The sequence below is a fragment of the Caballeronia sp. GACF4 genome (assembly GCF_023631025.1).
In the GTDB taxonomy this organism is placed as follows: domain Bacteria; phylum Pseudomonadota; class Gammaproteobacteria; order Burkholderiales; family Burkholderiaceae; genus Caballeronia.
On the sequence record NZ_JALQDW010000001.1, the window covers coordinates 1 to 13,566 of the forward strand.

At 61.6% G+C, this 13,566-nt stretch carries 12 protein-coding genes and 1 tRNA gene; 7 read left to right on the top strand and 6 right to left on the bottom strand.

Features of this window, described 5'->3' with window-relative positions; translation table 11 throughout:
• Together NCR40_RS00005 and NCR40_RS00010 are read right to left on the bottom strand one after the other, a co-directional pair.
• Positions 1–630 (bottom strand): CsgG/HfaB family protein (locus NCR40_RS00005; protein WP_250508440.1); only part of this gene is annotated, 630 nt, incomplete at its 3' end.
• A gap of 330 nt (positions 631–960) precedes the next feature.
• Positions 961–1,036, bottom strand: a tRNA-Lys gene (locus tag NCR40_RS00010).
• Positions 1,037–1,182: 146 nt separating this feature from the next.
• Between NCR40_RS00010 and NCR40_RS00015 the strand changes: the two genes are divergently transcribed.
• The 3 genes from NCR40_RS00015 to NCR40_RS00025 are packed head-to-tail and all read left to right on the top strand — an operon-like array spanning position 1,183 to position 2,980.
• Positions 1,183–1,608 (top strand): PaaI family thioesterase, encoded by a 426-nt coding sequence (locus NCR40_RS00015; protein ID WP_250508436.1) that lies wholly within the window; start codon positions 1,183–1,185, stop codon positions 1,606–1,608.
• 9 nt (positions 1,609–1,617) lie between these two features.
• Positions 1,618–2,487, top strand: a complete 870-nt coding sequence (locus NCR40_RS00020; protein WP_250508437.1) for a patatin-like phospholipase family protein — start codon at positions 1,618–1,620, stop codon at positions 2,485–2,487.
• A 16-nt stretch (positions 2,488–2,503) separates the two neighbouring features.
• Entirely contained in the window at positions 2,504–2,980 is a 477-nt protein-coding gene (locus tag NCR40_RS00025) for an OsmC family protein (RefSeq protein WP_250508438.1), read from the top strand.
• A gap of 30 nt (positions 2,981–3,010) precedes the next feature.
• Here NCR40_RS00025 and NCR40_RS00030 read toward each other — a convergent pair whose 3' ends face one another.
• Positions 3,011–4,027, bottom strand: a complete 1,017-nt coding sequence (locus tag NCR40_RS00030) for a D-2-hydroxyacid dehydrogenase family protein (protein ID WP_244826722.1) — start codon at positions 4,025–4,027, stop codon at positions 3,011–3,013.
• A gap of 474 nt (positions 4,028–4,501) precedes the next feature.
• Between NCR40_RS00030 and NCR40_RS00035 the strand changes: the two genes are divergently transcribed.
• Together NCR40_RS00035 and NCR40_RS00040 are read left to right on the top strand one after the other, a co-directional pair.
• Complete coding sequence (locus tag NCR40_RS00035) at positions 4,502–6,370, top strand: phosphoenolpyruvate carboxykinase (GTP) (protein ID WP_244826723.1); 1,869 nt, start codon at positions 4,502–4,504, stop codon at positions 6,368–6,370.
• A gap of 335 nt (positions 6,371–6,705) precedes the next feature.
• On the top strand, positions 6,706–7,791 hold the full coding sequence (locus NCR40_RS00040; protein ID WP_244826724.1) for a transcriptional regulator GvmR: 1,086 nt from the start codon (positions 6,706–6,708) through the stop codon (positions 7,789–7,791).
• Between the two features lie 76 nt (positions 7,792–7,867).
• Here the strand turns inward: NCR40_RS00040 and NCR40_RS00045 are convergent, their stop codons facing one another.
• From NCR40_RS00045 to dprA, 3 genes are all read right to left on the bottom strand, one after another.
• Positions 7,868–10,525, bottom strand: coding sequence for a DNA topoisomerase III (locus NCR40_RS00045; RefSeq protein WP_250491639.1), 2,658 nt, complete (start codon positions 10,523–10,525; stop codon positions 7,868–7,870).
• Positions 10,526–10,683: 158 nt separating this feature from the next.
• Entirely contained in the window at positions 10,684–11,061 is a 378-nt protein-coding gene (locus NCR40_RS00050; protein WP_250491640.1) for a thioredoxin family protein, read from the bottom strand.
• A 72-nt stretch (positions 11,062–11,133) separates the two neighbouring features.
• Entirely contained in the window at positions 11,134–12,342 is a 1,209-nt protein-coding gene (gene dprA, locus NCR40_RS00055) for a DNA-processing protein DprA (protein ID WP_250508439.1), read from the bottom strand.
• 201 nt (positions 12,343–12,543) lie between these two features.
• On the opposite strand from dprA, the gene def reads away from it, so the two are divergent.
• Together def and NCR40_RS00065 are read left to right on the top strand one after the other, a co-directional pair.
• The gene (gene def, locus NCR40_RS00060; RefSeq protein WP_244826728.1) at positions 12,544–13,047 is read left to right on the top strand and encodes a peptide deformylase; all 504 of its coding nucleotides are present in this window, start codon (positions 12,544–12,546) and stop codon (positions 13,045–13,047) included.
• A 35-nt stretch (positions 13,048–13,082) separates the two neighbouring features.
• On the top strand, positions 13,083–13,566 hold a 484-nt coding region (locus NCR40_RS00065; RefSeq protein WP_284507674.1), incomplete at its 3' end, for a methionyl-tRNA formyltransferase.

Consider the following 13,566-nt stretch of genomic DNA (forward strand, 5'->3'; position numbering starts at 1 on the left):
GGCAGCGGCCCTCGGGCCGCTGCCTGAGAAGCGACGGTGCGTTTCTTCTTCATCGGCATATCCATGACTTTTACCTCTCATAATATGCCTCGCCCACAGAATTACGGATAGGTCCCCCTGGCTCGACGCGACGACTTCGGAGGTCGATGTATCGACGATATTCAGGCTCACCTTGGCGTAGGCTACCTGGCTCTTGCCGCTGCCGAGAATGCCGAACAACTCGCGATCGCCGACTTCCTTGCGCCCGAATTCGGTGACGTCGCCGGTAATGACGTAGTTGGCCGCTTTAAGCGCTTGCTGCTTGTTTGCGATGGCGGCTTCCTGCTTGGTCTCGTTCATGTTCTCGCGATCGAGGACGGAGAAGCGCCGACTCTGTTGCAGCGTCGTGACGAGAATGGTCTTGGCCTGGCTGCCGACGCGGTCGACGCCATCGGAGAAAAGGCCGCGCATATAGCTCGAACGGTTGTCGAATTTGCCAACGGCGACGGCTACCGGCTTGCCCGCATAGGGCGTCTGAGCGATGCTGACCGCCTGAACGGGCAGTGATTTGGATGCTTCCGTCGCACATCCGCTCAGGAGGACGGTAATGGAAGCGAGGGCGACTACTAAGTGTTGTTTCGTGAAGACCATTGGAACCTTGCGAGACAGCGTGCCGGACGCATTCGATGCGGTGACGAACAGCGCGGGTTTCCGCGTCACGATGTTTCGACAGATGCGTTCGCGGACTCGCGTGAACGGTAACGGATCGACCAGCGCCCTTGTTGCATCGAGAGCGAAAGAGGCAAGGATTGTTCAGCGATTTGAAAGCGAGGGCTAGCGCGAAAATTCTTAATTTTTGGCGCGATGAGGTGGAAGCGGCAGACATGACCGACCGTCCGCTGCGGATGCGAGTGAGAGAGTCGCAAGGCTCGAAATGCAAAAAGCCCGGTCACGAGGACCGGGCTTTTTGCATTAATTCTTTGGTGGGGCGTGAGTGACTCGAACACTCGACCTACGGATTAAGAGTCCGCTGCTCTACCAACTGAGCTAACGCCCCCAACACAGAAATGAAATTATAGCGGGGTTATTTCGAAAAGCGCAAGTCCTTCGCCCGAAAATTTTCGCATCGCACCAACGGCCAGCCTGCGAATCGAAAACGTCCCGCCCGGTATCATCACGCACACAGCATAAAAACTCACAGCCATGGACGACTCCGCCATTCGCAATCTGCTGGACACGATCCTCGCGCCGTGGGTCCGCGAACTGCATCTCGCGCCGCAATCTTCCACGGAAGATTCGATTACGCTGCGTCTGCCGCACGCCGATCATCTGCGGCACGCGGGCGGAGTCATCTGCGGTCAGGTCTTCATGGCCGCCGCCGATACCGCGATGGTCGTCGCCATCTCCCACGCAATGGGCGGCTTCGTTCCCATGACCACCGTTTCACTCAACACGACCTTCATGCGCCCGGTCAAGTCCGGCGATGTCCTCGTCACCGCGAAAATCCAGCGACGCGGCCGCAATCTCGTCTTCGGCGAAATCGAGCTTCGCGGCGACGACGGCGAACTCGCCGCTCACGCGACCACGACCTACGCGCTCATCAACCCGACGCATCAGCAAAAGGCTTAAGCAGCAAACATGTTCGATCAAGTCGTATTCGCAGGCGGCGGCAATCGCTGCTGGTGGCAGGCAGGTTTCTGGGACGTCATCCAGCCGCAACTCGATCTCAAGCCGCGCATCATCGCGGGCATCTCGGCGGGTGCGGCCACCGCCTGCATGCTCCACACAAACAACGCGCAATGGGTGATGAAGTACTACGCAAAAGCCCTGAGCGGCAACACGAAGAACGCCTATTGGGGCAACCTGCTGCGCGGTCAGTCCGTGTTCCCGCATTACCGCATCTACCGTCAGGCGCTGCTCGATATTTTCGCGGAACGCTTCGGCGCGCTGCAAACGGCGCCGGAGATTCGCATCGGCGTGTCGCATCTGCCGCGCTGGCTCGGGGCGCGCAGCGCGGTGGCGGCGGGCATCATCGCGTATAACATCGAAAAGTACGTGCGCAAGACGCTGCATCCGACGCTCGGCACCGCGCTCGGTTTTCATCCGGAGTTCGTCACCGCGCAAGAGTGCGCGACGCTGGAGGATCTCGCCGACCTCATCCTGCAGTCGTCGAGCACGCCGCCTTTCACGCCGATTCTGCGGCGCAACGGTCGTCCCGTGCTCGATGGTGGCATGGTCGATAACGTGCCCGTCTCCGCGCTCGATGCATCGCCGGGAACGGTGCTCGTCATGGTCACGCGGCTGTATCCGCGCGAGCGCATGTTCGTGGTGCCGCATGGCGAGCAGCGACGCATCTACGTTCAGCCGTCGCGCAAGGTGCCAATTTCGAGCTGGGACTATACGAGCCCCGCGCAGATGCAACACGCGTACGATCTGGGCCGCGCCGATGCCGACGATTTCCTCGCGCATCTGCCGCGTCTTCTGGAGGCAGCTTCACATCTCGACTAGAGCCAAGGAGCAGAACGTGGCGAAGAAGCACACCTATACGCTCAGCGTCGCGTGGACAGGCGATCTCGGTTCGGGCACGTCCGCCTACGACGCTTATTCGCGCGACCATCTCGTGCGCGTGGCGAACAAGGCCGCGATAGAAGCGTCGAGCGATCCCGCCTTTCGCGGCAATCCTGCGCGCCACAATCCGGAGGAGTTGTTCGTGGCGTCGGTGTCGTCGTGTCACATGCTCTGGTACTTGCATTTGTGCGCGACCAACAAGATCGTCGTGACCGGATATGTCGATGAAGCCATCGGCACGATGCAGGAAGATAAGGACGGCAGCGGCCGTTTCATCGACGTGACGCTGCATCCGCGCGTGACCATCGGCGCGGGGAACGACGCCGAGTTAGCCGCGCGTCTGCATGAAGACGCGCATCGCTATTGCTTCATCGCGAACTCGGTGAATTTCCCGGTGCGATGCGAGCCTTCGATCGAGGTATCGACGCTTTAGCGAACGCCGCGCGGCCGCTCGCTCTTGCGCTCAACGCCGCCGCGCGTGCTGCAACGCTTCCGGGTTCGACACGCTCGACTTGTCGCCGGCGTCGAAGGCCAGAATGTTCCTGAACGCCGCGCCGAAGTAGAGCTCGTAACTCTCGCGCTCTACGTAGCCGATGTGCGGCGTGCAGATCACGTTCTCCATGCGCAAGAGTCCGTAGCCTTGCAGAATCGGCTCGCTTTCATAGACATCGGTGGCGACCATGCCCGGCCGGTTGTGATGCAGCGAATTGAGCAACGCGTTCTCTTCGAGCAGTTCGGCGCGGCTCGTGTTGACGAAGAGCGCGGTCGGCTTCATGCGCATGAGGTCTTCCGTTCGAACGATGCCGCGCGTTTCATCGCTCATACGTAGATGGACGGTGAGCACGTCGCTCTGTTCGAAGAGCGCTTCGCGGCTTTCGGCGACGGCGAAGCCATCGTCGCGTGCTGCCTGCAACGAATGCTCGCGGCCGAACACCAGCACATTCATGCCGAACGCCTTGCCGTAGCCCGCGACCAACTGGCCGATCTTGCCGTATCCCCAGATGCCGAGCGTCTGTCCGCGCAGCACTTGTCCCAAGCCGAAGTTCGGCGGCAGTGCAGAGGTTTTCAATCCAGATTGCTGCCACGCGCCCTGTTTGAGATTCGCGACGTATTGAGGAATGCGCCGCTGTGCCGCCATGATGAGCGCCCAAGTAAGCTCGGCCGGCGCGACCGGCGAACCCGTGCCTTCGAGCACGGCGATACCGCGTTCGGTACAAGCGTCGATGTCGATATGTCCGCCGCCCGCGCGCCCGGTCTGGCTGATCATGCGCAGCTTCGGGCACTTGTCGAGAAGCTGGGAACTGATGCGCGTGCGTTCGCGAATGAGCACGAGGGCATCTGTTTCCGACAGTCTGCTAGCCAACTGTCCGAGCCCGCGCACCGTGTTATTGAAGACCTTCACCTCATGGTCATCGAGCAAATGGAAGCAGTCGAGCTTCCGAACGGCGTCCTGGTAGTCGTCGAGAATGGCGATTTTCATGTGCATTGATTAGCTTTTGTTGGGCATCAAACGTGCTGCTCGATTGAACTCGCGAGACAATGAATCACGCACTAACTTCGGGTAACTACCGATAAATATGCGCTTCATCTATGTACGCGCTGCATCACGGTAGGCGTGTGACGCGGTGTTATGCTTGACTCCCAATTTTTGAACGACCGCGAACGAATGCGCTAAAAATAAAGAAATCACAGCGCACACTGCGGAAAACGCGGTTAGGCAGGAGGAGACAGGCCACTTAGTATCTCTTTTTAACAGTTTGTTCCTTTAAGGCGCAAGGCGCAAAGTCGCTCGCTTGAGCGCCTGAGGAACACACGCCCACGACGCGCAAACGGCTCACGATCCGTTCTTCATGCGCCAACGCGCATGAAGCGCCCGGCGGTTCGGTCGCAAAAAGCCTCTCGCATGCAGCGTCGTTGGGCTACCGGTTTTCATTGCAGAGAACGGAGAAGCTCGATGAACCAGCCCGCAGTAGTCGAAGACAACAAAACCGCCGCAGATCTTGAAGCACCGGCCTATGTACGACATCGAAGATTGATCGATTGGGTGCAGCAGGTCGCGGCCCTCACGAAGCCGGATCGCATCGAATGGTGCGATGGGTCGCAAGCGGAATATGACCGCCTTTGCGAACAGATGGTCGCCGCCGGCACAATGAAGAAACTGAACCCCGCCAAACGCCCCAACTCTTTTCTAGCCTGTTCCGATCCCACGGATGTGGCGCGCGTCGAAGACCGCACGTTCATCTGCTCGCAACGCCCCGAAGACGCTGGTCCCACGAACAACTGGATCGACCCGCAGGAAATGCGCGTGACGCTCGATGGCCTCTTCGATGGCTCGATGCGTGGCCGCACGATGTACGTCGTGCCGTTCTCGATGGGTCCGCTCGGTTCGCCGATCGCGCACATCGGCGTGGAGTTGTCGGACAGCCCGTATGTGGTCACGAACATGCGGATCATGACGCGCATGGGCCGCGAAGTGTACGACGTGCTCGGCGACGACGGCGAGTTCGTGCCGTGCGTGCACTCGGTCGGCGCGCCGCTTTCGGATGGCCGCAAGGACGTGCCCTGGCCGTGCAACGACACGAAGTACATCGTGCACTTTCCGGAATCGCGCGAGATCTGGAGCTTCGGCTCGGGATACGGCGGCAACGCGCTGCTCGGCAAGAAGTGCTTCGCGTTGCGTATCGCATCGACGATGGGCCGCGACGAAGGCTGGCTCGCCGAACACATGCTGATCCTCGGCGTCACGTCGCCTGCCGGACGCAAGTACCACGTCGCGGCGGCGTTTCCTTCGGCGTGCGGCAAGACCAACTTCGCGATGCTGATTCCGCCGCAAGACATGAACGGCTGGAAGGTGACGACAATCGGCGACGACATCGCCTGGATCAAGCCCGGCCGCGATGGCCGTCTCTACGCGATCAATCCGGAAGCCGGCTATTTCGGCGTCGCGCCGGGCACGAGCGAGAAGACCAACTTCAACGCAATGGCGACGCTCAAGGAAAACGTGATCTTCACCAATGTCGCGCTCACCGATGACGGCGACGTGTGGTGGGAAGGCATGACCGATAAGCCGCCCGCGCATCTCACCGACTGGCAAGGCCGCGACTGGACGCCGGAACTCGCGAAGGAAACCGGCGCTAAAGCCGCGCATCCGAACGCGCGCTTCACGGTGTCGGCATCGCAATGTCCGTCGATCGACGCGGACTGGGAGAATCCAGCAGGCGTCGCAATCGATGCCTTCATCTTCGGCGGCCGGCGTTCGAACACCGTGCCGCTCGTGACCGAGGCACGCGACTGGAAAGAGGGCGTCTACATGGCCGCGACCATGGGCTCCGAAACCACGGCGGCCGCTGCCGGCCAGCAAGGCGTCGTGCGCCGCGATCCGTTCGCGATGCTGCCGTTTTGCGGCTACAACATGAGCGACTACTTCGATCACTGGCTCAAGATGGGCGAGCGCCTCGAAGGCATGAACGCGAAGTCGCCGAAGTTCTTCTGTGTGAACTGGTTCAGAAAGGGCGCGGACGGCAAGTTCGCGTGGCCCGGCTTCGGTGAAAACATGCGCGTGCTGAACTGGATGGTCGGGCGCATCGAAGGCACGGCGGCGGGCGAGGAACACGCGTTCGGCATCTCGCCGCGTTACGAGGACATCGACTGGGGCGGCATGAACTTCACGCGCGAGCAATTCGAGCAGGTCATTTCCGTCAACGATACCGCCTGGCGCGACGAGCTCGCCCTACACGACGAGCTTTTCGCGAAGCTCCATCAAGGCTTGCCGGATGCGCTTCCGGAGGCCAAGGCGGACATCGAACGGCGTCTGGCAGCCTGATTTCCGTCGTTGCAAGCGCTCCGTGATTACGCTCACGGAGCGCATAAATCCCTAAATGCGAATCTGCCCATGCCGGTTCGCATTTTCTTCCGCTAACCCGCCAAAATTGGCGCGGCCAGCTTGACCAAAAATCTCGGCTTGTGGCGCGTGCGTTCGAGTGTTGTGCGGCCGACAACAATCGGCGATCTTTCGTTCGCGTAAGCCATGATTTTCATCGGAAATTTCCGAAAAAACTCCGCGCCCTCGCAACTTCTGCACGAAATCGCTAGTCCTAGGATAATTCTGAATAGCTTTTCAGCAGAAATTGAAAGCCGCCTCGCGGCAGGAGTTGTCCCATGGATCATTTGCAGTCGATGAGAGTATTCATTCGCGTGGCCGATCTCGGCAGCTTCGCCCGCGCGGCGAACGCGATGGATATCTCCAATGCGGTGGCAACGCGCCATGTCGCCGACCTCGAAGGTCGCCTCGGCACGCGTTTGCTGAACCGCACGACGCGCAGCCTTTCGCTCACGGAGTCCGGGCAGGTTTATCTGGAGCGTGCGCGGCAGATTCTCGATGAACTGGAAGATGTCGAGCAAATGGTGGTTGCGCGGAATCACGAGCCAATGGGTTCGTTGAGAATTGTCGCCCCGGTGGTGTTCGGTCTGCATAATCTCGCGCCCGTGTTACAGACATATGCACAGCGCTATCCCAAAGTCGTACCGGACGTGACGCTCGTGGATCGTCAGGTCGATCTGGTCGAGGAAGGTTTCGATGTGGGCATCGTGATCGCGCGGCAAGTGAAAAGCGCGAGCGTCGTTACGCGGCGTCTGACCACCGGCTGCATGACCGTCTGCGCCACGCCCGCTTACCTCGAATCGCACGGCACGCCAACGCGCCCCGAACATCTGCTCGAGCATCCGTGTCTGAGCTTGCCCGCCGAGTATTGGGGCGATGAACGCGTGTTCACCGGCCCGGACGGCGAAGTGCGGGTGCGGCCGACCAACGTGATCATCGCGAACAACACGGAAATGCTGCGCCAGTTTGCGCTGCTCGGCATGGGCATCGCGATTCTGCCGAGCTATCTGATCGGCAACGATACGACGCGCGGCCAGCTCGTACGCCTGCTCGGCGACTTCCAGTTGCCGCAAGTGGAGATCAACGTGGCTTATCCGAGCCGTCGGCATCTGCCGGCGAAGGTGCGCACGTTTATCGATCACCTCGTCGAGTATTTCAGCCAGACGCCCAATCATCAGCTCGGTGAACAGTGGATTCGCGATGGCATGGGCCGGCCCGCGGTATCGACTGCGCCGCCGCCGCACTATGGGCGCGCCGAAGAGGAAGTGGCGTCGCGTTCGCGTTCGAATCAGAGTGAACTCGGCCCGAAGCTGGCCAAGCCGACGCGTCCGCGTGGCCGCTTGCCGGCGGCGTCGCCATACTGAACACGGCTGCGCCGCCAATGACAAAAAGCCCCGCGAATTGCTTCGCGGGGCTTTTTCTTTTCGACGCGAGCTAAAGCTAGCTCGTCTTGCGCGCAGCGGTCTTTTTCACCGCGGCTTTCTTCGCAGGCGCTTTCTTCGCCACGGCCGTCTTGGTCGCGGGCTTGGCGCGCGTCGTCTTGGCGGCTACGGCGACATCGCTATCGCCTTCGTCGCCGTTATCGGCTGGCGCTTCCGTTGCCGCGCCGCGTTTCGCTGCCGTCTTCGCGCCGGGCTTGGCTTCCTTCTTCTCGAATTCGAAGCCGATCTTGCCGTCCGGCTGCTTGACGAGAAACGCCTTGAAGTTGCGGCCCGTGCGCGACGACTTGAAGTTTGTCAGCAAGTCGGTGCGTCCTTCGTTCAGCAGCTTCTCCATTTGCTCACGCGCGATTTCCTGCTGCAGGATGACCTTGCCCGAGCGGAAGTCGCAGGTCTTCGGATTCGCGACGTAATTCTCGCAGACGTAGCTCATGCCGTGCTCGTACACGCGCGACTGGCACTTCGGGCACGCGCCGACCGGCGTCTGCTCGGAAAAGTCGGGCGGTTCTCCGTCTTCGCCGCCGTTGTCCTGACCGAAATCGAACTCGAGCTTGAAGTTCTTGATCTCGTCGTCGAAAGCGAGCTTCAGGATGGCCGAGAACGGACGGCCCATCTTGCTGCGGAAACCCGACAGCGGTCCGATGGTTTTCTCGCGCAACAACTCCTCGACTTCAGGAATCTCGAACTGACGTCCGCCCGGAATCTTCGAGATGGAAAATTCGCACTTGGTACACGCGAAGCGGCGATAGTTCTCCTTCACCTGCGACTCGCAGTGCGGACACGGCGTTTCGAGCGTGGCATAGTCGCCTGGGATCGTGTCGGAGTCGTATTCCTTTGCGCGCTTGACGATGGTCTGCGTCATGCGGGCGATTTCCTGCATGAACGCATCGCGATGCAAATTGCCGCGCTCCATCTGCGACAGTTTGTGCTCCCACTCGCCGGTCAGTTCCGGCGCCGTCAGTTCCTCGACGCCCAGACCGCGCAGAAGCGTCATCAACTGGAATGCCTTGGCAGTCGGAATCAGTTCGCGGCCTTCGCGCACCATGTACTTCTCGCCCAACAGACCTTCGATGATCGCCGCGCGCGTGGCCGGCGTGCCGAGCCCTTTCGCTGCCATCGCTTCGCGCAACTCTTCGTCTTCGACGAGCTTGCCCGCGCCTTCCATGGCCGAGAGCAACGACGCTTCGTTGTAGCGCGCGGGCGGCTTGGTGACGAGACCGTGAGCAGCGACCTTGTCGACATCGACCTGTTCGTTTTTCTGCACCGGCACGAGATTGCCTTCCTCGCCCGCCGCTTCGCGACCGTAGACCTGCAGCCAGCCCGGCTCGACGAGCACCTTGCCCTCGGTCTTGAAGTGATGCCCCGAGACTTCGGTGATCCGCGTCGTCACCAGATATTCCGCCGCCGGGAAGAACACGGCGAGGAAGCGCTTGACCACGAGGTCATACAGCTTCTGCTCGGGCTCGGACAACGCCTTGGGCGCCAGAAGCGTGGGGATGATGGCAAAGTGATCGCTGATCTTCGAGTTGTCGAAGATGCGCTTGTTCGGCTTCACCCAGCCCTTGTCGAGCACTTGCTTTGCGAACGGCAGATAGTTGTTGCTGTCCTTGAGCATGGTCAGCGTGTCCTTGACCGTGCCGAGATAGTCTTCCGGCAGCGCGCGTGCATCGGTACGCGGGTAGGTCAGGACCTTGTGCTTTTCATACAGCGCTTGCGCGAGGCCGAGCGTGTTCTTCGCCGAAAAGCCGAAGCGGCTGTTGGCTTCGCGCTGAAGACTCGTCAGGTCGAAGAGCAGCGGCGACATTTGCGTGGACGGCTTCGATTCTTCCGTCACGGTGCCGGTCTTGTCGCGACAAGCCGCCACCACGGATTCGGCCGCAGCGAGACTCCACAGACGCGAGTCGCGCTGTTCGGGATCGTTCTCGACGCGCTTGAACTTCGGGTCGAACCAGCGGCCTTCGTAAATGCCTTTCGCCGCGACGAATTCGGCGCGCACTTCCCAGTAGTCGCGCGGCACGAAGCGGCGAATCTTTTCCTCGCGTTCCACGACGATAGACAACGTTGGCGTCTGAACGCGGCCCACGGTAGTCAGGAAGAAACCGCCGCCCTTGCTGTTGAACGCGGTCATCGCGCGCGTGCCGTTGATGCCAACGAGCCAGTCCGCTTCCGAGCGACAACGGGCGGCATCGGCGAGCGGTTGCATGTCGGCGTCGCTACGCAGATGCGCAAATCCGTCGCGGATGGCGGCGGGCGTCATCGACTGCAGCCACAGGCGCTGGACCGGCTGCTTCGCCTTCGCGTGCTGCGCAATCAGACGGAAGATCAGTTCGCCTTCACGCCCCGCGTCGCAGGCGTTGATGAGCCGGTCGACATCCTTGCGCTTGAGCAGCTTCGTCAGAACCTTCAGCCGTGATTCGCTTTTCGCGATGGGATTCAGGTCGAAATGCGGCGGAATGACCGGCAGATTGGCGAAGCTCCACTTCCCGCGCTTGACGTCGTATTCCTCCGGGGCCGCGATTTCGAGCAAATGGCCGACCGCGGACGAGAGCACGTAGTCGTCGCTCTCGTAATACTCGTCATGTTTCGTGAAGCCGCCCAGCGCACGCGCGATGTCGTTCGCGACGGAAGGCTTCTCAGCGATGATCAGGGCTTTGGACATGACTCAATATAGTAGGTATTTGGCAGCGGTCCGATTTGGACTGCATTAACGCCGCTTTATAGCACAGGCTTTGTTCGATGCGCGCCGAAGCACGAATTGCGACGCTCGCCGTTTAGTTCCGCGAGCTTCGTTTCGCGACGCCGCGCGCACGCACTTTTCTACGCCGTGGCAAGCGCCGGACGCAGTTTCGGCGCGCCCGCCATGTTCGGCAGCGCGGTCAGATCGACCAGCATGCGTTCGACAATGGAAGCCTGAGGCAACACGGTGCCGAAGAAGCGGGTCGTCACCGAGTCCTCGATGAGAATGGTCGGGAAATTCTCGACATCGAGGTCATCGAAACGGTCCGCGTGATTTTCGATATCGATCCACGCGAAGCAGATTTCCGGGTGCGCCGCCGCCAGTTTGTCGAAACCTTCGCGATATTCGCGGCAGGTTCCGCACCATTCGGCGCACAGACAGGCGACGAACAAGGTGCCGGGCACGGCGATGCGCTCGGCGATCTCATCGGCATCGGTATCGAGATTCAGCGCGGACATGGCGTTTCTGGCGTCCTTTCGTCTGGGGTTTGGCGTCGTACTCATTTTTCGCGAATGTAGCACGACGCCACTTCACGAGCGTTCGAGCGCCGTCACGCGTCCGCCCGGCAAGGCCGCGATCAAGCCCGATAATTCGAGTTGCAGCAGGGCGCTTTGCAGCGCGGCTCCGTCGAGATCGGTGCGGGCAGCGAGATTTTCAAGCGTCGCGGGTGCATGGCCGAGCGCGGCGAGCACGCGGGCGGCTTCGTCGGTCTCGGGTTTGCCGGGCAGACGCGCCGAAGCCCACGAGGCGTTTGCCGGAGCCGGTGCCGGCGCCTTGCCGCGCTTTTTGCGAGGTGTGGCGGGAAAGCCGAATTCCTCCAGCACGTCTTCCGGCGTTTCCACGAGCTTCGCGCCCTGCTTGATGATGCGATGACAACCCTGCGACAGCGGCGCGTGGATCGAACCGGGCATGGCGAAAACATCGCGGCCCATTTCGTTGGCAAGCCGCGCGGTGATGAGCGAGCCGGAGCGCATTGCCGCCTCGACGATCAAAACGCCCTGCACCAGGCCCGCGATGAGCCGGTTGCGCTGCGGAAAGTTGGCGGAGCGCGCGGGCGTGCCGAGCGGCCATTCGGACACGATCACGCCATCGCGGGCGATTTCGTGCGCGAGCTGATGATGCAGCGACGGATACACCAGATCCGCGCCCGTCCCGATGACGGCGATCGTGCCTGTGGCGCCATCCAGCGCGCCCCGATGCGCCGCGCCATCGATGCCGAGCGCGAGCCCCGACGCCACGGCAAGCCCGGCGTCCGAGAGCGCGCGCGCGAACCGGCGCGCGTCTTCGAGTCCTTGCGGCGTGGCGTTCCGGCTGCCGACGATCGCCACCGCGCGCGCTTGCAGCAAGTCGGTTTGCCCTTTCGCGTACAAGAGCGCGGGCGGATCGGGCATGGTGAGGAGCGCTTGCGGATACGCGGTATCGGCAAAAGTGAGAATGTGATTGCCGGGTTCGGCGGCCCATTCCAGCACGCGTTCAATATAGTTGCCGAATGGCACGCCTTCGACTTCGGCGGGCGGCGCGAGCGCGGCGGTCGCGGCATCGGTGTTGGTGACTTCGGCGAGCGAGGCGAAACTTTCGGCTAGAACGTTCTTCGGTCCGCCAAACGCGCTCAAGAGCGCGCGCAGGGCGGCGGGACGCAGTCCCTTTGCATGCGTGAGCCGCATCCAGGCGGAAAGTTCGTCGAGGTCCGTGGTGAGCGCCTCCGGTTGAGGCTCGGTCGGCGGTAAGGCGGTCGTCATGTTAAGATTTTTGGTCCCGGAACGTAATTGAGAAGTGTCGCCCGCCCGTGTGTTCAGGCCGAGCGACGCCGGTTGGCCGCTTGCCGGCGGCGTTGAATCCAGCGGATTCACCTGCATATCTTCGGCATGCCGCCACCCACCCGCAACCTGGCCGAATGGCCGACTTCACACGCGTCGCGGCGCGCGTAGATAATCCGAATCATGGCTCTGCTCAAGATACTGAACTACCCGGACAAGCGGCTGCACAAGGTGGCGAAGCCCGTCGCCGTCGTGGACGACCGCATTCGCAAGCTCGTCGCCGACATGGCCGAAACCATGTACGCGGCACCCGGCGTCGGCCTCGCCGCGACTCAGGTGGACGTGCACGAGCGGGTAATCGTCATCGACGTATCGGATGCGCACGACGAACTGCTCGTCTTCATCAACCCGGAGATCGTCTGGGCGAGCGAGGTCAAGAAAGAGTGGGAAGAAGGCTGCCTCTCGGTGCCGGGCATCTACGACTTCGTCGAACGGCCGGACAAGGTGCGCGTGAAGGCGCTCAACGAGAAAGGCGAAAGCTACGAACTGGACTGCGATGGCCTGCTTGCCGTGTGCATCCAGCATGAAATGGATCATTTGGCGGGTCACGTGTTCGTCGAATATCTCTCGACGCTCAAGCAAACGCGCATTCGCGGCAAGATGAAGAAGCTCGAAAAGGCGCTGTAAAGCGCTTTATGTTGTCTCAAGGGTAGTAACAATCGATGACTCAATCGCTGCGTGTCGTTTTCGCCGGTACGCCGGAATTTGCCGCCGCCGCGCTCGCGGCTATCCACGCGGCCGGATTTCCCGTGCCGCTGGTTCTGACCCAGCCCGACCGGCCCGCTGGCCGCGGCATGACGCTGACCGCCAGCCCCGTCAAGCGTTTTGCCGTCGAACACGGGCTTACGGTCGCGCAGCCCACGTCGCTCAGGCGCGCGGGGAAGTATCCGCAAGAAGCCGCCGATGCCATCGAGTTGCTGCGCGCCACACCGCACGACGTGATGGTGGTCGCCGCTTACGGGCTCATCCTGCCGCAGGAAGTGCTCGACATTCCGCCGCGCGGCGCCATCAACATCCACGCTTCGTTGTTGCCGCGCTGGGGGGGGGGCGCGCCGCTCCATCCCGCGATCCAAGCGGGCGACGCCCCAACCGGCCTTAAGCTCAAGCAAAATGAACCCGGCCACCACACCCCCCCCATCAAACCCC

Bases quoted from the DNA above. Each gene is read 5' to 3' on its own strand.
- NCR40_RS00015 (WP_250508436.1), top strand. From the start codon at position 1,183: ATGGACGACTCCGCCATTCGCAATCTGCTGGACACGATCCTCGCGCCG.
- NCR40_RS00020 (WP_250508437.1), top strand. From the start codon at position 1,618: ATGTTCGATCAAGTCGTATTCGCAGGCGGCGGCAATCGCTGCTGGTGG.
- NCR40_RS00030 (WP_244826722.1), bottom strand. From the start codon at position 4,027: ATGAAAATCGCCATTCTCGACGACTACCAGGACGCCGTTCGGAAGCTC.
- NCR40_RS00035 (WP_244826723.1), top strand. From the start codon at position 4,502: ATGAACCAGCCCGCAGTAGTCGAAGACAACAAAACCGCCGCAGATCTT.
- NCR40_RS00040 (WP_244826724.1), top strand. From the start codon at position 6,706: ATGGATCATTTGCAGTCGATGAGAGTATTCATTCGCGTGGCCGATCTC.
- NCR40_RS00045 (WP_250491639.1), bottom strand. From the start codon at position 10,525: ATGTCCAAAGCCCTGATCATCGCTGAGAAGCCTTCCGTCGCGAACGAC.
- NCR40_RS00050 (WP_250491640.1), bottom strand. From the start codon at position 11,061: ATGTCCGCGCTGAATCTCGATACCGATGCCGATGAGATCGCCGAGCGC.
- dprA (WP_250508439.1), bottom strand. From the start codon at position 12,342: ATGACGACCGCCTTACCGCCGACCGAGCCTCAACCGGAGGCGCTCACC.
- def (WP_244826728.1), top strand. From the start codon at position 12,544: ATGGCTCTGCTCAAGATACTGAACTACCCGGACAAGCGGCTGCACAAG.